The sequence below is a fragment of the Cupriavidus sp. UME77 genome (assembly GCF_014170355.1).
Taxonomy (GTDB): Bacteria; Pseudomonadota; Gammaproteobacteria; order Burkholderiales; family Burkholderiaceae; genus Cupriavidus; species Cupriavidus basilensis.
This window is the reverse complement of the sequence record NZ_LZZU01000072.1, coordinates 71,370-88,542: the sequence shown is the minus strand read 5'-3', so window position 1 is coordinate 88,542 and position 17,173 is coordinate 71,370. Positions and strand designations below refer to the sequence as shown.

17 protein-coding genes are annotated in these 17,173 nt (G+C 65.7%); 4 read left to right on the top strand and 13 right to left on the bottom strand.

Going from position 1 to position 17,173, the window contains the following annotated elements; genetic code table 11:
- Positions 1-516 precede the first annotated feature (516 nt).
- Positions 517-873 carry a hypothetical protein gene (locus A9975_RS28745; RefSeq protein ID WP_183035695.1) on the top strand — a complete coding sequence of 119 codons (357 nt, stop codon included), beginning with the start codon at positions 517-519 and terminating at the stop codon, positions 871-873.
- Here the strand turns inward: A9975_RS28745 and A9975_RS28740 are convergent.
- Complete coding sequence (locus tag A9975_RS28740; RefSeq protein ID WP_254615377.1) at positions 846-1,766, bottom strand: ferritin-like domain-containing protein; 921 nt, start codon at positions 1,764-1,766, stop codon at positions 846-848. The two genes, A9975_RS28745 and A9975_RS28740, sit on opposite strands and share 28 nt — an antisense overlap.
- Positions 1,767-1,897: 131 nt before the next feature.
- Here A9975_RS28740 and A9975_RS28735 point away from each other — a divergent pair, with 131 nt between their 5' ends.
- The 3 genes from A9975_RS28735 (at position 1,898) to A9975_RS28725 (ending at position 4,027) form a co-directional block, all read left to right on the top strand.
- Complete coding sequence (locus A9975_RS28735) at positions 1,898-2,422, top strand: gamma carbonic anhydrase family protein (RefSeq protein ID WP_006160208.1); 525 nt, start codon at positions 1,898-1,900, stop codon at positions 2,420-2,422.
- Between the two features lie 47 nt (positions 2,423-2,469).
- A complete protein-coding gene (locus A9975_RS28730; RefSeq protein WP_183035694.1) occupies positions 2,470-3,498 on the top strand; it encodes an Hsp33 family molecular chaperone HslO in 1,029 nt (342 codons plus the stop codon).
- Positions 3,499-3,625: 127 nt separating this feature from the next.
- Positions 3,626-4,027: a hypothetical protein gene (locus A9975_RS28725; protein WP_183035693.1), complete on the top strand. Its 402-nt coding sequence runs from the start codon at positions 3,626-3,628 to the stop codon at positions 4,025-4,027.
- A 135-nt stretch (positions 4,028-4,162) separates the two neighbouring features.
- Here the strand turns inward: A9975_RS28725 and ftsB are convergent, their stop codons facing one another.
- From ftsB to edd, 12 genes are all read right to left on the bottom strand, one after another.
- Positions 4,163-4,501 (bottom strand): cell division protein FtsB, encoded by a 339-nt coding sequence (gene ftsB / locus A9975_RS28720; RefSeq protein ID WP_174422818.1) that lies wholly within the window; start codon positions 4,499-4,501, stop codon positions 4,163-4,165.
- An 83-nt stretch (positions 4,502-4,584) separates the two neighbouring features.
- Entirely contained in the window at positions 4,585-5,874 is a 1,290-nt protein-coding gene (gene eno, locus A9975_RS28715; protein WP_150983858.1) for a phosphopyruvate hydratase, read from the bottom strand.
- Between the two features lie 97 nt (positions 5,875-5,971).
- Entirely contained in the window at positions 5,972-6,262 is a 291-nt protein-coding gene (locus A9975_RS28710; protein WP_183035692.1) for a DUF1330 domain-containing protein, read from the bottom strand.
- Positions 6,263-6,352: 90 nt separating this feature from the next.
- Positions 6,353-7,225 (bottom strand): 3-deoxy-8-phosphooctulonate synthase, encoded by an 873-nt coding sequence (kdsA, locus tag A9975_RS28705; protein WP_150983856.1) that lies wholly within the window; start codon positions 7,223-7,225, stop codon positions 6,353-6,355.
- A gap of 29 nt (positions 7,226-7,254) precedes the next feature.
- Entirely contained in the window at positions 7,255-8,907 is a 1,653-nt protein-coding gene (locus A9975_RS28700; RefSeq protein WP_043344927.1) for a CTP synthase, read from the bottom strand.
- 149 nt (positions 8,908-9,056) lie between these two features.
- Positions 9,057-9,878 (bottom strand): alpha/beta fold hydrolase, encoded by an 822-nt coding sequence (locus tag A9975_RS28695; RefSeq protein WP_183035691.1) that lies wholly within the window; start codon positions 9,876-9,878, stop codon positions 9,057-9,059.
- Between the two features lie 21 nt (positions 9,879-9,899).
- Positions 9,900-10,721: a peptidase gene (locus A9975_RS28690; protein ID WP_183035690.1), complete on the bottom strand. Its 822-nt coding sequence runs from the start codon at positions 10,719-10,721 to the stop codon at positions 9,900-9,902.
- A 142-nt stretch (positions 10,722-10,863) separates the two neighbouring features.
- A complete protein-coding gene (locus tag A9975_RS28685) occupies positions 10,864-11,688 on the bottom strand; it encodes a transglutaminase family protein (RefSeq protein WP_183035689.1) in 825 nt (274 codons plus the stop codon).
- A gap of 40 nt (positions 11,689-11,728) precedes the next feature.
- Entirely contained in the window at positions 11,729-12,682 is a 954-nt protein-coding gene (locus A9975_RS28680; RefSeq protein ID WP_150983853.1) for an alpha-E domain-containing protein, read from the bottom strand.
- Between the two features lie 95 nt (positions 12,683-12,777).
- Positions 12,778-14,250 (bottom strand): circularly permuted type 2 ATP-grasp protein, encoded by a 1,473-nt coding sequence (locus A9975_RS28675; protein ID WP_043344922.1) that lies wholly within the window; start codon positions 14,248-14,250, stop codon positions 12,778-12,780.
- Between the two features lie 263 nt (positions 14,251-14,513).
- Positions 14,514-15,023: a gluconokinase gene (locus A9975_RS28670; protein WP_183035698.1), complete on the bottom strand. Its 510-nt coding sequence runs from the start codon at positions 15,021-15,023 to the stop codon at positions 14,514-14,516.
- Positions 15,024-15,211: 188 nt separating this feature from the next.
- Entirely contained in the window at positions 15,212-17,098 is a 1,887-nt protein-coding gene (gene edd / locus A9975_RS28665) for a phosphogluconate dehydratase (RefSeq protein WP_183035688.1), read from the bottom strand.
- Between the last annotated feature and the right edge of the window lie 75 nt (positions 17,099-17,173).

The following is a 17,173-nucleotide window of genomic DNA, read 5'->3' as shown; positions in this document are numbered from 1 at the left end:
CCCCTGCCCCTGGCACTCAAACCGGCCCCCAAGCCCCGCCTCCCAGCGTCCGGCCGGCACAACCTGCCGCGCGACCGACAGCCGAACGCGCGCATCGATATGCGTCGCCCTCCCGGCAGTCAAGTTTTCGCCGAATCTGACGTTAGCAAGGACATGCGGAGCGCATCGCCATGGCGCATCCCATTCGGCAGATCAGACCACACGTTCCAGTCGCGGAGGGGGCATCCATGCCAGCTCATTTTTTCCGAAAAATTTATAAGATTATTCGTATAAATGCCAATCGGAACCATTCCATTTTCGCCCTTTTAACAAGGGGAATTCCTATACCCCTCAGTAGCATCAATACGGTGGATAGCGGCGAATTCCGCAACCTGACCTAACAGATTAGTGCAAAAAAAGGGTTGGGAAAACTCGGATTATCTTGATTGTTTTTCCCAACCTTGGGAAATAAAGTTCCCAACGAGCACGCAGAAATTTCCCAATGTGCTTCAAGTTAATGACCAACAGGAGATCACGATGAGCACGTTTGCAAGCACCGGCCGCGCCGCCTCCCACCGCTTCGCGCTCCGGCTGCCGTTGGCCTTGGCGAGTGCTTTGCTTTCGGTATCCGCGTGGGCCGCGGATGGCGTGATCTACTTCCGGGGGGCCATCTTCGCGCCCCCCTGCAATACGCAAATCAGCACGAGCGGGACCGCCTCGATCAGTTGCCCGGCGAACGGCGCCCATTCCGCGGAGTCTGCCTCCCTGCCGCTGCTGCCTGGCCGGGCCGTCCAGCTGGCGACCGCGCGCGCCTTTGTCGTGCCCGTGCAATTCTCGGCGGGCCCTGGTGGCGGCAACAAGCAGGGCTATGTCGTGGTGACGGAATACAACTGAGCGGCCTGTCCCTCGAGCCACGCCAGCTCATCCTCGTCGAAACCCGCCGCGCGGCGCGCCGCCAGGTTGAAGGGCGGCCGCAGGCGCGGTGCCTGGTAGCGCGCGGCCAGCTCGGCGTAGGTGGCAACGGGGTCCAGGCCACGGCAGGCGCATAGCCAGCGGTACCAGCGGTTGCCGATGGCTACGTGACCCACCTCGTCGCGCAGGATGATGTCGATGATGGCAGCGGCCTCATGATCGCCCGCGGCCGCGAGCTTGGCGCGCACTGGCGGCGAGGCATCCAGCCCGCGCGCCTCCAGCGTGCGCGGCACCAGCGCCATGCGCGCCAGCACATCGCCGGCGGTCTTGTCCGCCATCTCCCACAGGCTGTTGTGCGCCGGAAAATCGCCGTAGCGCGCATCCAGCGTGGCCAGGTGCTGCGCGAGCAGGCTGAAATGCAGCGCCTCCTCGTCGGCCACGCGCAGCCAGTCCAGGTAGAAGGCTACCGGCATCGCATCGAATCGCCAGAGGGCATCCAGCGCCAGGTTGATCGCATTGAACTCGATATGCGCGAGCGCGTGGATCAGCGCCGCGCGGCCGGCGGGCGTATGGATGGACCGCCGCCGCTCCACCCGCTGCGGCGCCACCAGTTCGGGCAGCGGCGGTCGGCCGGGCAGCGGCAGTTCGGCCGCGATCGCCTCGCCGATGCCCAGGGCCTCCGGCGCCATGGCCTCGGCCGCCAGCCGCATCCGGCGCGTGGCCGCGGCCTTCTCGTGCGCGTCGCTCAGGCACAGGATGGCAAGCGCCTGACGGCGCAAGGACGGCGCAGCCACGCCGGATAAAGCGCCGGGCGCGGCACCGCGATCGGGGTCAGGGGCGCCAGGAGACGCGGCATCGGGTAGGTTTGCTGGCATAAGCGTAAAATCCGGTTTGCCGCCATTGTAGGGCCCGGCAGTTGGCATCCTATGCCAGCAGGCCCGGCCACGACCCTTTAAAGCCCGGCGGCAAACCCCATATACCCATACGAACTTGTGCAGGAGACCCCATGGCGCTTTACCAGCTCGGCGACGTTGCCCCCACCATCGATCCGGATGCCTACGTGGCGCCGGAGGCCACCATCATCGGTAACGTGACGCTCAAGGCACGTGCCAGCGTATGGCCAGGCGTGGTGATCCGAGGCGACAACGAGCCGATCGTGGTGGGCGAGTCCAGCAACGTGCAGGAAGGCACCGTGCTCCACACCGACCCCGGCTGCCCGCTGACCATCGGCGACAAGGTCTCGATCGGCCACCAGGCCATGCTGCACGGCTGCACCGTGGGTGAGGGCTCGCTGATCGGCATCCAGGCGGTGATCCTGAACCGTGCGGTGATCGGCAAGGAGTGCCTTGTCGGCGCCGGCGCCGTGGTCACCGAAGGCAAGGTGTTCCCGGACCGCTCGCTGATCCTCGGCGCGCCGGCCAAGGTGGTGCGAGAGCTCACCGAGCAGGACGTGGCCAACCTGTATCGCAATGCCGAGACCTACGCCACCCGCCAGGCCATGTACAAGACACAACTCAAACGCATCGACTAAGCGACCAAGGCGCCGCGCCAGCGGCTCCGAATTACCGACGGATCATCGTGACTGACACCACCACCCCTGACACCCTGCAGAAATTCCTGTTCGACGCGGCCCCCGTACGCGGCGAGCTGGTACGCATGCAGGCCACCTGGCAAGAAGTGCTGCGCCGCAATCATTACCCCACCCCGGTGCGCCGGCTGCTGGGTGAAATGATGTCGGCCGCCGCCCTGCTTTCGGCCAACCTGAAGTTCAACGGCGCGCTGGTGATGCAAGTGCACGGCGATGGCCCGGTGCGCATGCTGGTGGTGGAGTGCCTGTCCGACCTGTCGATGCGAGCAACGGCCAAGCTGGCCGAAGGCGTGACGCTGGCCGACGACGCCACGCTGGCGGATCTCGTCAACGTCAGCGGCCACGGCCGCTTTGCCATCACGCTGGACCCGCAGGACAAGCTGCCCGGGCAGCAGCCATACCAGAGCATCGTGCCGCTGGCCGACGAGCATGGCCCGATGACATCCATGACCGCCGTGCTCGAGCACTATATGCAGACGTCCGAGCAGCTCGACACGCGGCTATGGCTGGCCGCCGACGACAAGGTTGCCGCAGGCATGCTGCTGCAAAAGCTGCCCTCCTACGGCGGCACGCTGGAAGGCCACGCCGAGCGTGAGCCCGCGCAAGTGGGCGAAACCGGCGCGCCGCTGGCGGACACCGCCCGCGCGCAGGACCTCGACACCTGGGACCGTGCCTGCCAGCTCGGCGCCACGCTGAAGGACGCCGAACTGCTGGCCGAGACGCCGGACACCTTGCTGCGCCGCCTGTTCTGGGAAGACCTGGAAGCCACCGGCCTGCGTGTGTTCGAGCCGCTGACTCCCCACTTCCAATGCTCGTGCTCGCGCGCCAAGGTGGCGGGCATGCTGCAGAACCTGGGCCGCGTGGAGATTGAAGACATCCTGGTGGAGCGCGGCGAAGTGGAAATCCAATGCGATTTCTGCGGCCAGCAATACCACTTCGACCCGGTCGATTGCGCGCAGCTGTTCACGCCGGTCCCTGTGGCTACCGGCGCCGGCGACGGCGCGGGCCAGCAGCACTGAGCGTGCAGCGCGCGGGACGGCGATGCGAACGACGATGCGAGCCACGATGGGAAGCGCGACGGCAGGAACCTTTCTGCCCCGCGCCGGGGTCCAAGCGTCAGCGCCCCACCAGAATCAGGGAGTCATCATGTCCGCTTTGTCCTCTCACCCGTGCGCCACCATCAGCGCCATGCTGCTCGGCGCCGTGCTGGCCTGCGGCGGCTGCGCCCAGTTGCCGCGCGACCTCAACGGCTCGCCGCCGACTGCCCGCCTGGCGCCCAACGGCGTGCCGCCGCCGCCCGTCACCGCGGAAGATATCCAGAAGATCGGCGAGCTGAACCGCCAGGTACTGCGCGAGCAGGATGCCGCGATTGCCCGCCAGCAACAGGCGGAAGCCATGGCGCGGGCGGCAACCTACAATGCGTATCCCTCCCCTAGCTGGAACCTGTACTACGGCGGCTGGGGCGGCGGGCACTGGGGCGGCGGAGTCGGATTCAGCAGCCCGGGATACCGGGGCTGGGGCTACGGTGGCTATCCGTACTGGTGGTGAGCAGCGGTAAGCAGCCGACGAAACTGGTGCAGCAAGCGACCAAGGACGCGAGCATGCTTCATCCATGCCGTTGCGGAGCAACGGTGGCAGACGCTACGAGACAGAAACGAGACAGAAAACGGGAAAGACGCCAGCTTAGTGGCGATTGAATGCCGGGGAGTTCGCCGGCGGCGGCAGCGGCGGCGTGGCGCTGACCTTGGGGGCCGGTGCCACGAACTGCACGAACACCTCGCCATCCTTGACCATGCCCAGCTCATAGCGGGCACGCTCCTCAATGGCGCCGGTGCCATCCTGCAGGTCCTTCACTTCCCCTTCCAGCTTGGCATTGCGCAGCTTGAGCGCCTGGTTGTGCGCGCTCTGTTCCTGCACCTGCTTGTCCATATCCCACACACGCAGCCAGCCGCCCTTGCCCAGCCATAGTGGATACTGAATGGCAAGCAACAGCACAAACAACAGCAACGAGATCAGGCGCATGGATTCTGGCGCTTAAGCAAAAGAAGGGAAGTTGCGTCATGCGCCGGCCGCGGCATGGTGCGCGGCCGGCGCATGGCACGAGCTTAGCGCAGATTGTAGAACGCGCTCTTGCCCGGGTAGCTGGCGATATCACCGAGATCTTCCTCGATGCGCAGCAGCTGGTTGTACTTCGAGATACGGTCCGAACGCGACAGCGAGCCGGTCTTGATCTGGCCGGCGTTGGTGCCCACCGCGATATCGGCGATGGTGCTGTCCTCGGTCTCGCCCGAACGGTGCGAGATCACGGCCGTGTAGCCAGCGCGCTTGGCCATTTCGATGGCGGCGAAGGTTTCGGTCAGGGTGCCGATCTGGTTGATCTTGATCAGGATCGAGTTGCCGATGCCCTTTTCAATGCCTTCCTTCAGGATCTTGGTGTTGGTGACGAACAGGTCGTCGCCGACCAGCTGCACGCGCTTGCCCAGCTTGTCGGTCAGCACCTTCCAGCCTTCCCAGTCGCCTTCGCCCATGCCGTCCTCGATCGACACGATCGGGAACTTGTCGCACAGGTTGGCCAGGTAGTCGGCGAACTGGGTCGAGGTCAGCTTCAGGCCTTCGCCATCCAGGTGGTACTGGCCTTCGGCTTCGTGATAGAACTCGGTCGCCGCGCAGTCCAGTGCCAGCAGCACGTCTTCGCCGGCACGGTAGCCAGCCTTCTCGATGGCCAGCAGGATGGTGTTCAGGCACTCTTCGTTGGAAGCGAAGTTGGGGGCAAAGCCGCCCTCGTCGCCAACCGCCGTGGACATGCCCTTGTCGGACAGGATCTTCTTCAGTGCGTGGAACACTTCAGCGCCGCAACGCAGGGCTTCGCGGAAGCTCGTTTGCGACACCGGCATGATCATGAATTCCTGGATGTCCAGGCTGTTGTTGGCGTGCGCGCCACCGTTGACGATGTTCATCATCGGCACCGGCATCTGCATCGCGCCCGACCCGCCGAAGTAGCGGTACAGCGGCAGGCCGGCTTCTTCGGCAGCGGCGCGGGCCACGGCCATCGACACGGCCAGCGTGGCGTTGGCGCCAAGGCGGGCCTTGTTGTCGGTGCCGTCGAGGTCGATCAGGGTGCGGTCCAGGAAGGCTTGCTCGGAAGCGTCCAGGCCCATGATGGCTTCGGAGATTTCGGTATTGATATGCTCGACCGCCTTCAGCACGCCCTTGCCGAGGTAGCGCGACTTGTCGCCGTCACGCAGCTCGATGGCTTCGCGCGAACCGGTGGATGCGCCCGACGGCACTGCCGCGCGGCCCATCACGCCGGATTCGAGCAGGACGTCGCACTCGACCGTCGGGTTACCGCGCGAGTCGAGAACTTCGCGACCGATGATATCTACGATTGCACTCATGGATTCCTCTTGGACTGTTGATGCTTGATGACTTCTTACTACACGGGCGCCATGCCCCGGACTACCGCTGGCTACAGCTGACTGAGCCGACTAACGCTCAAGCGCCTTCCACCACGATCATGTTCATGCGCGCGGCATGCTCGCGCGACGTGCGCGCGGCGCGGTATTCCTCGCTGTCGTGGAACGACTTAGCCGCGTCATAGCTGGGAAACTTCAGCACGACCACGCGCGTCGGGGCCCAGTCGCCCTCGAGCTTCTCGGTCTTGCCGCCGCGCACCAGTACCTCGGCGCCATGCACCTTCATGGCATGGCTGGAGAGCACTTTGTACTCTTCATACTGCTGGGGATCGGTGACATCGACGTGGGCAATGATATAGCCGCTGGCCATGGCGTATCTCCGTGAGTTCTTATGATGTTGATTCTACTTGGCTGATCATGGCCGCCTGATGACGGCCATGACCGCGGTGGCACGGCAAGCTCAGGCGCAAGCCGCCGGCCAGCCGAAATTGTCTTCCAGGAAGCCGGTGCGCTTGACCAGGGTGTCCAGGTCCTTGAGCACCGACAGCAGTTCCTTCATGCGCGACAGCGGCACGGCATTGGGGCCGTCCGACATGGCCTTGCTCGGATCCGGATGGGTTTCCATGAACAGGCCCGCCACGCCAACCGCCACTGCGGCGCGGGCCAGCACCGGCACGAACTCGCGCTGGCCGCCCGAGCTGGTGCCCTGGCCACCCGGCAGCTGCACCGAGTGGGTGGCGTCGAACACCACTGGCGCGCCGGTCTCGCGCATGATCGCCAGCGAGCGCATGTCCGAGACCAGGTTGTTGTAGCCGAAGGAAACGCCGCGTTCGCAGGCCATGAAGCTGTCTTCCGGCAGCCCGGCCTCGCGCGCGGCATCGCGCGCCTTGTCGATGACATTCTTCATGTCATGCGGCGCGAGGAACTGCCCCTTCTTGATATTGACGGGGCGGCCGCTCTGCGCGCAGGCACGGATGAAGTCGGTCTGCCGGCACAGGAAGGCCGGCGTCTGCAGCACGTCGACCACGGCCGCCACCGGCTTGACCTCGTCGATCTCGTGGATGTCGGTCAGCACCGGCACGCCGATCTCGCGCTTGACGGTGGCGAGGATCTCGAGGCCCTTCTCCATGCCCAGGCCACGGAAGGTCCGGCCCGACGAGCGGTTGGCCTTGTCGAACGAGGACTTGTAGATAAAGGGAATGCCGAGCTCGCTGGTGATCGCCTTGAGCTCACCGGCCGTATCCAGCGCCATCTGCTCGGACTCAATCACGCACGGGCCGGCGATCAGGAAGAAAGGCCGGTCCAGGCCGACGTCAAATCCACAGAGTTTCATCGCTAATCTCCTGCTTGCGGTGCCGGGGCTTAGCCCGCCTTCTTCTGCTGGCTGGCCAGCGCCGCTTCCACGTAGGCCTTGAACAGCGGATGGCCATCGCGCGGGGTGGAGGTGAATTCCGGGTGGAACTGCACGCCAACGAACCACGGGTGCAGGCTTTCCGGCAGTTCCATCATCTCGGGCAGGTCTTCGGTCGGTGTACGCGCCGAGATCACCATGCCCGCCTTTTCCAGCGTCGGCACGTAGTGATTGTTGACCTCATAGCGATGGCGATGGCGCTCGTTGACTTCCGGACCATAGATCTGGCTGGCCTTGGTCCCGGCCTTGACCGGCACGCGCTGCGCGCCAAGGCGCATGGTGCCGCCCAGGTCGGATTCGGCGGAGCGCTGCTCAACCTTGCCTTCGCGATCCACCCACTCGGTGATCAGCGCGACCACCGGATGTTCGGTTTCCAGGTTGAACTCGGTCGAGTTGGCATCGGCCATCGCCGCCACGTGGCGAGCGAACTCGATCACGGCCAGCTGCATGCCCAGGCAGATGCCCAGGTACGGCACCTTGTTCTCGCGAGCGTACTGGATCGCGCGGATCTTGCCTTCCGTGCCGCGCTTGCCGAAGCCGCCCGGGACCAGGATGGCGTCCAGCGGCTTGAGCACTTCGAGGTGACCCGATTCGAGCTCTTCCGAATCGATGTACTCGATGTTCACGCGGGTGGCGGTGTGCATGCCGGCGTGGCGCAGCGCTTCGATCAGCGACTTGTAGGATTCGGTCAGGTCGACATACTTGCCCACCATGCCGATGGTGACCTCGTGCTGCGGGTTTTCCTGGGCATTGACCAGGCGCTGCCACATGGAGAGATCGGCCGGCTTCGGATCGATACGCAGTTCCTCGCAGATCAGGCGGTCGAGGCCTTGCTCGTTGAGCATCTGCGGGATCTTGTAGATGCTGTCCACATCCCACACCGAGATCACGGCTTCTTGCGGGATATTGGAGAACAGCGAAATCTTGGCGCGCTCTTCGTCCGGAATCGGGCGGTCGGCGCGACACAGCAGCGCGGTCGGCGAGATACCGATTTCACGCAGCTTCTGCACCGAGTGCTGGGTCGGCTTGGTCTTGAGCTCGCCGGCGCTGGCAATGAACGGCACCAGCGTCAGGTGCACGAAGGCAGCGTGGTTGCGGCCCATGCGCAGGCTCATCTGGCGCGCGGCTTCCAGGAAGGGCAGCGACTCGATGTCACCCACCGTGCCGCCGATCTCCACCAGCGCGACGTCCGCCTTGCCACCGTGGGACGCAGCCGCGCCGCGCTCGATGAAGGCCTGGATTTCGTTGGTGATGTGCGGGATCACCTGCACCGTCTTGCCGAGGTACTCGCCGCGGCGTTCCTTGCGGATCACCGATTCGTAGATCTGGCCCGTGGTGAAGTTGTTCGACTTGCGCATCTTGGCCGAGACGAAGCGCTCATAGTGGCCAAGATCGAGGTCGGTTTCCGCACCGTCTTCCGTGACGAACACTTCGCCATGCTGGAAGGGGCTCATCGTGCCGGGATCGACGTTGATGTAGGGATCTAGCTTGAGGAGGGTGACTTTGAGGCCGCGCGACTCGAGAATGGCCGCGAGCGAAGCAGCAGCGATGCCCTTGCCGAGAGAAGAGACGACACCACCGGTGACGAAGACGAATTTGGTCATAAACCGAGCTTGCCGGGGAAATCGGGATTATACATGAGAGGCCGCCTGCTGCAGCGCCGCATTTGCGACAAGTCGCCTTGCCCGGCAGCCGCTGAGACGCTTTCGCCGCTTCGCACTCGCGTCCCCGCCCCCGCCCTATCCGGCCCCGGCTACGGACGCGCGCAGGCAGCGCCATCGCCCCGCATCTGCCCGACCAGATCGCGGATCAGCCCGGCAGTCTGCCCGGGCCGCTCCATCGGATACAGGTGCCCGCCCTCGATAAAGCGCAGGCGCTCGCCCACCAGCTTGCGCGTGGCGCCGAGCCCGCATTGCCGGACTTCGCGCGAGCGCGTGCCGGCGACAAAGCTGACCGGCACCGGCGCGCCGCGCGCCACGCGCGCGCCCAGGCTGGTGGGCAGCGTGCGGTAGATCTGGTACTCGATCTCGCGCTCGAAGCGCAGGCGGCGCTCGGCGTCGTTGCCGGTCGGCTCCGTGCCATGCATCGCATAGTCGCGCAGCACTTCCTCGTCCCACGACGCGAACACCGGCTTGGAGCGGAAATGCTCCCACACCGCATCGGCATCCGGCCAGTGCGTGCGCCGCCGCCGGGTCGCGGCGGCCGGGCTGGGCCGCTCATCCAGGCCGAAGCGCTGACCGGCCTTGAGCAAGGCGGCGCGCCACCCGGCAATCACGGGCGAATCCAGCATCACCACACCGCGCACCCACTGCGGGCGGCGCAGCGCGGCCATCAGCGACAGGAAACCACCCAGCGAATGCCCCACCAGCCACACCGGCTCGCGGTACTTCTGCTCGATAGAATCCAGCAGCTCATCGACCAGGTGCGGCCACTCGCGCGTGACCGGGAATTTGGGGTCGTGGCCATAACGGTCCACGGCGCGGATCTCGAATTCGTCTTCCAGCATTCCGAACAGCTTGCGGTAGGTGCTGACCGGAAAGCCATTGGCGTGCGAAAAATGCAGAATGTCGCGCATCGGCGTATTCGCAGTGCGCCCTCAGTCCTGCGTGCCGGCACGTTCGCGCGTGGCGCGCACAGGCTGGCCCCAGCGGTCGGCCGCGCCCTGGCGCGCCAGCGGAAACTCGGCCGGCGCGTTGGCATCCCACTCGGGATCGTTGATCTCGCCGAAGACCTGGCGCAAGCGTTGCCCCCAGGTATCGCGGATCATGCGGAAGTAGGCGTTCTTCTCGTCGATATTGACAAAGCGGGTCACACGCAGCGAATCGCCTTCGTAGACCAGCAGGTCCAGCGGCAGGCCCACCGAGATATTCGACTTCAACGTGGAGTCCATCGAGATCAGCGCACACTTGGCGGCCTCGCCCAGCGGCAGCGTCGGCTCGACCACGCGATCGATGATGGGCTTGCCGTACTTGGCCTCGCCGATCTGGAAATAGCAGTTCTCGGGTGTGGCCTCGACGAAATTCCCGGCAGCGTATACATGGAACAAGCGCACGCGTTCGCCGCGGATCTGGCCGCCGAAGATCAGGCTCACATTGAACTCGATGCCGGCCTCGCGCAGCGCGTGGGCGTCGTGCTTGTGAACCTGGCGCACCGCATCGCCAACGATGGCGGCCGCCTCGAACATATCGCGCGCCGTCCACAGCGAGCGCTTCTCGTCGCGGCCCTCCGCCAGTATCTGGCGCACCGCCTGGCTGATCGCCAGGTTGCCCGCGGTCAGCAAGACCATCACGCGGTCGCCCGGCTCCTCGAACACGGTCATCTTGCGAGCGGTAGAGATCGCATCGACACCGGCATTGGTGCGCGAATCGGATAGGAACACCAGCCCGGCATCCAGCCGCATGGCTACACAGTACGTCATGATCTTGTCTTGTAATGGTGCACATTCACGCCTGGCGCATCGCCAAGCCAGTCGACTGGGCCAAGGCCGCATTCTAGCGCCGCGCCGGTGCGCCCGGAACCTTGCGGCGCGCCCGTTTCTGGTGCACGGCGCACCACTTCATTCACTGCAACGGCGCAATGGCGATCTCGACCGCCAGCCGCTCGCCGCTGCCGCCTTCGCGAACCCCGCGCACCGGTGCAGCCATGCGATAGTCGCGCCCGACCGCCAGCCGGATATGGCGCGCGTCGCTCAGGCAGCCGTGGGTCACGTCGATGCTGCACCACAACTCCTTGCCGGCATCCACGCAGACATCGGCCCAGGCGTGGCTGGCCAGTTCCGACGCGGCCGGGTCATAGAAATAGCCGCTGACGTAACGCGCCGGCACACCCAGGGCCCGGCAGCATGCCACCATCACTTGCGCCTGGTCCTGGCAAACCCCGCTGCCGAGCGCGAACGCGTCGCTGGCCGAGGTGTCCACATCGGTGCTATCTGACTGGTAACGCACCCGCCCGGCGATGCCATTGGCCAGCGCCAGCAGCGCGGGCACCGTCGCCCCCGCCGCCAGGTAGGGCGCGGCAAAACGCACCATCTCCGGCTTGGCGGCGGTCAGCGGCGTGCCGCCAAGGTAATACAGCGGCGACACACGCGCCTCGCCAGCCGGCGGCGCATCGCAGAAAAACGGCCCGTCCGCATCGATTGGCGGCGTCACATCGACCACGCCGCTGGCCTCGATCACCAGCGTATGTGCTGGCCCGGCCATAGTGAAGCTGTGCACGATATTGCCGAAACCGTCACGTGCCTCGGACAGGTTGCCGGGAACGGACAATTTCCACTCCTGCACGGCCTGCAGAGGGCCCGAGCGCGGCGCGAGCCGCAGTTCGTGCACGCTGCGCAGGACCGGCTCGGCGTAACGGTAGACCGTCTTGTGGTGAATCTTGTATTTCATGATGTGGCGAGGCCGGCACAACCTCCCCACTTCTTATAGGTCAGGCAGCGAGCAGCGGCACGAGGAAATCCCGGCTGATGCCGTTGCCGAGGTCGCCGATGCGCTCCAGGAAACTGGTCAGGTAAGCATGCAGCCCGACGGCGAAGATGTCGTCGATGCGCGCATATTTCAAATCGGCGTGGAGTTTACCAGCCTGGCGCTCGGTCTCCGAAGAAAGGTGGTTGCGCACCAGCGCCAGGATCGACACCACCTCGTCCATGCTGGACACCAGCGAGCGCGGCATGTCAGGGCGCAGCACCAGCAGTTCGGCCACGCGCTCGGGCGTGATCACGGTGCGATACACCTTGCGGTACACCTCGAACCCCGACACCGAGCGCAAGACAGCCGCCCAGTGATAGAAATCGTTGGCGTCGCGATTGGGATCGCTCTCGTCGACCGTGCTGGCCTGGAACTTCACGTCCAGGATCCGCGCGGTATTGTCGGCGCGTTCCAGGAACGTGCCCAGCCGCATGAAGTGGAAGGCATCGTCCTTGAGCATGGTGCCGAACTGCACGCCGCGGGCCAGGTGGGAGCGGAACTTCACCCACTCGAAGAACTGCGAAGGATCCTCGCGCAGCACGCCGTCGGCGATCATGCGCTGCACGTCGAGCCAGGTGGTGTTGATGGTCTCCCAGACCTCGGTGGTCAGCGAGCCGCGCACGGCGCGGGCGTTCTCGCGGGCCGCGCGCAGGCAGCTCATGATGGACGAGACATTGGTCATGTCGCGCACCATGAAGTCGATCACGTCGTCGCGCGTGAGCAGGCCGTACTTCTCGTCGAACACCTTGGTCAGCTCGGAGATATCGAGCATGGCCCACCAGCCTTGCTCAGCCACTTCCGCGGATTGCGGCAGCAGCGAAGTCTGGTAGTTCACGTCCAGCATGCGCGCGGTGTTCTCCGCGCGCTCGGTATAGCGCGCCATCCAGAACAGATGGTCGGCGGTGCGGCTAAGCATGGTCAGTCCCCTCGTACAGCGCTGTTCGCCCGCGCGCCGCCGGCAACGCGGCGGCCAGCGCAGGAATCACAAACAATCCTTGCGTGCGCCGCGCGTCAGCGCTCCAGCACCCAGGTGTCCTTGGTGCCCCCGCCCTGCGAGGAGTTGACCACCAGCGAGCCTTCGCGCAGCGCAACGCGGGTCAGCCCGCCCGGCACCATGCGCACATCCTTGCCGGACAGCACGAACGGACGCAGGTCGATATGGCGCGGCGCGATCCCCGACTCGACATACGTCGGGCAGGTGGAAAGCGCCAGCGTGGGCTGCGCGATGTACTGCTCGGGACGCGCGCGCACGACCTCGCGGAACGTATCGATCTCCGCGCGCGTGGCGGCAGGCCCCACCAGCATGCCGTAGCCGCCGGCCCCGTGCGTTTCCTTGACCACCAGTTCGCTCATGTGGTCCAGCACGTACTGCAGGTCGTCCGGGCGGCGGCACATGTACGTCGGCACGTTGTTGAGGATCGCTTCCTCGCCAAGGTAGAAGCGGATCATGTCGGGCACGTAGGGATAGATCGACTTGTCGTCGGCCACGCCCGTGCCAATGGCGTTGCAGATGGTGACATTGCCCGCGCGGTAGACCGAGAGCAGCCCCGCCGCGCCCAGCGTGGAATCCGAGCGGAACACCAGCGGGTCGAGGAAGTCATCGTCGACCCGGCGGTAGATCACGTCGATGCGCTGCGGCCCCTGGGTGGTACGCATGTAGAGGTGCTCGTCCTGCACGAACAGGTCGCTGCCCTCGACCAGTTCCACGCCCATTTGCTGCGCCAGGAAGGCATGCTCGAAGTAGGCGGAGTTGTACATGCCGGGCGTGAGCACCACCACCGTGGGATCAGCGATGTTCTGCGGCGAGACGCCGCGCAGCATGTCGAGCAGCAGGTCGGGATAGTGCGCCACCGGCGCCACGCGATTGCGCGCGAACAGGTCCGGGAACAACCGCATCATCATCTTGCGGTTCTCCAGCATGTAGGACACGCCGGAGGGCACGCGCAGGTTGTCTTCCAGCACGTAGAACTCACCCTCGCCAGCGCGCACTACGTCGATGCCCGCCACGTGGGCGTAGATGTCACGGGGCACGTCGATGCCGAGCATCTCGGGGCGGTACTGCGCGTTGTTGTAGATCTGGTCTGGCGGGATCACGCCGGCGCGGATGATGTCCTGCCCGTGATAGATATCGTGGATGAAGCGGTTCAGCGCCGACACCCGCTGACGCAGCCCGCGCTCGAGCGTCGCCCACTCGCTGGCGGGGAAGATGCGGGGAATGACGTCGAACGGGATGGTCCGCTCGGTACCGCTGTTCGACTCGTCCTTTTCGCCGTAAACGGCGAACGTGATGCCCACGCGCCGGAAGATCAGGTCAGCCTCGGCGCGCTTGTTGCCCATGGTGCCTTCGGACTGGCGCGCCAACCAATCCGCGAACTGCTTGTAGTGCCCCCGCACGGCACCTGCCGGCAGGGACTCGCCCGCGTGGATTGCTGCTGCCACGCCATCTTGCCAATCGAGCATCTCGTCGAAAAACCGCGCCGCCATGATGGCCGTTCCCCCATGATTTGGGTGCCGCCCCAACTGCCGGCTATCCCGTTTTGATTGGCTTGTTGTTCCCGGCACAGCACCTTGAGATCACCACCCGAGGCCCGGCGGCTTGGCCGCGGACCGTCTCGTCATGCTTCGAAGTGCTGTCCCTATAGGATACCTATGACCACGAAAGCCGCAAGCGGCAGGCGTTCGCGCCATCAAACATGGATAAGCAAGATGTCTGCCAGCCTTGGCTTCGGGCCGGCGTTGGCATCGGTTCAGCGGGCGATCGCCACCCCCTTTTGTGCCTGCACCCCGGCCAGGATGCGCTGCACCAGCGCCTCCGGCGTCTGGCGGATATCGAGCACCAGGGCGTCATTCGGCTCCTCCAGGGTATCGAACTGGCTCTGCAACAGGGCGGGATTGAAGAAGTGCTCGCTGCGCTCGGCCAGGCGGCCGCCAATGACCGCGGCATCGCCCTTCATGTAGACAAAGGTCACGCCGCCGTCGGCGGGCGTCAGGCGGTCGCGGTAGGTCTGCCGCAGCGCGGAACAAGTAAAGACGTGGGTGCGCCCCTCGGCGCGAGCCGCATCGATCGCCGCGCGCATCGCGGCCAGCCAGGGCCAGCGGTCGTCGTCGGTCAGCGGGATGCCGTTGTGCATCTTCGCCTTGTTGGCGGCGCTGTGGAATTCATCGGCGTCGTGGAAGCCGCATTGCAAGGTCTTGGCCAGCAACTGGCCAACCGTGGTCTTTCCGCTGCCGGAAACGCCCATCAGGATGTAGATCATGTCTGCTCCAATGATCATGTTCGGATGGTTTTCCCATCCTTGTCGGTAGTCCCCGCGCCGGCCGCTGGTCGGCACCGCAAGCGTTCAGCCATGAAGCCATGATAGGACCCGCATGGGCCGGCTCGGGGTCGTCTCCGCCAGCCATCGGCTGCCGGGGACACAAATGACACAAATTTAAGGGGCGCTGCCTATTGTGCGACGGCCGCGCCCGTTTGGACAGCGCCGGGCGCGTCGGCCTCGGAGAGGTCCAGCGCGCTGCCGCCCTCCTCCGCGATCCGCGCGTTGCGGCGGAACAGCCCGAACAGGCCCCGGCCAACGCTGAAGTTCGTGAAGGCGTCGTCCGGCAGCACAGCAGAAGCACGCGTCGCCAGGTCGCCGTCGCCATCGGCAGCGCCGAGCCATTCCAGCGTGCCCGCCACGGCGTCCACGCGGATCCGGTCCCCGTCACGCACGCGCGCCAGCGGGCCGCCGGCAAGCGCCTCAGGCCCCACATGAATGACCGCCGGCACCTTGCCGGAAGCGCCGGACATGCGGCCATCGGTCACCAGCGCAACCTTGTGGCCGGCGTCCTGCAGCGAGCCCAGCACCGGGGTGAGACGGTGCAGTTCAGGCATGCCGTTGGCGTTGGGTCCCTGGAAACGCACGACCGCGATCATGTCGCCCGTGAACTCGCCGGCTTCGAACGCGGCTTGCAATTGCTCCTGCGAGTCAAAGACGCGTGCCGGTGCTTCGACCACCCGATGCTCGGCCGCCACAGCCGACACCTTGATCATGCCGCGGCCAAGATTGCCTTGCAGCAGGCGCAAGCCACCCTCGGCGGAGAACGGCTCGGCCGCGGTGGCCAGCACCGTGGCATCACCGCTGACAGCGGCGCCGTCGCGCCACTGCAGCACGCCGTCGATCATCACGGGCTCTTGCGTGTAACGGGCCAGGCCACGCCCGGCCACGGTTTCCACGTCCTCATGCAGCAACCCGGCGCTGAGCAGTTGGCGAATCACGTAGGCCACGCCGCCCGCGGCGTGGAAGTGGTTCACGTCAGCCGAGCCGTTGGGGTAGACCCGTGCCAGCAGCGGCGTAATGCGCGAGAGACGGTCGAAATCGTTCCAGTCGATCAGGATGCCCGCCGCGCGCGCCATCGCCACCAGGTGGATGGTGTGGTTGGTCGAGCCACCCGTGGCCAGCAGGCCGACCACGGCATTGATCACCGCGCGCTCGTCCACGATATGCGCCAGCGGCAGGTAGTCGCCGCCCCGCGCCGTCAGGGCCAGCGCACGTTGGGCCGCGGCGGCGGTGAGCGCGTCGCGCAGGCCGCTGTCCGGATGCACGAAGGCCGAGCCCGGCATATGCAGGCCCATGATTTCCATCAGGAACTGGTTGCTGTTGGCGGTGCCGTAGAAGGTGCACGTGCCGGCCCCGTGATAGGCCTCGCATTCGGCCTCCAGCAAGGCTTCGCGGCCCACCTGGCCGGTTGCGTACAGCTGGCGCACGCGCGCCTTTTCCTTGTTGGACAAGCCCGTCGACATCGGCCCGGCCGGCACGAACACCACCGGCAGGTGGCCAAACTGCAGCGCGCCCATCAGCAGGCCCGGCACGATCTTGTCGCACACGCCCAGCATGACAGCGGCATCGAAGGTGTTGTGCGACAGCGAGACCGCCGTGGCCATCGCAATGGCATCGCGCGAAAACAGCGACAGTTCCATGCCGGCATTGCCCTGCGTGATGCCATCGCACATCGCCGGCACGCCGCCCGCCACCTGCGCCACGGCGCCGACGGCACGCGCGGCCTCCCGGATCACGCCGGGATAGCGCTCGTACGGCTGGTGGGCCGACAGCATGTCGTTGTACGCGGTGACGATGCCGAGGTTGGCTGCGTGCTCGACCCGCAGCTTGAGCTTGTCATGCGCGGGCAGCGCGGCCAGGCCGTGGGCGAGGTTGGCGCAGGACAGCCCGCGCAAGGGGCCCAGCTCCTGCTGGGCGCGTTCGCAGCGCGCGAGATAGGCGGCGCGGCTGCGCTGGCTGCGCGCGATCACGCGCTCGGTGACGGCATGAACTTCGGCGTGGAGGGCTTTTGACATTGGGGAGTTCCTGGTCGTGATGCCTGATCGTATCCGGGAGGACTGGGGGACTGATGGACTAGCGGGCGCCGGCTG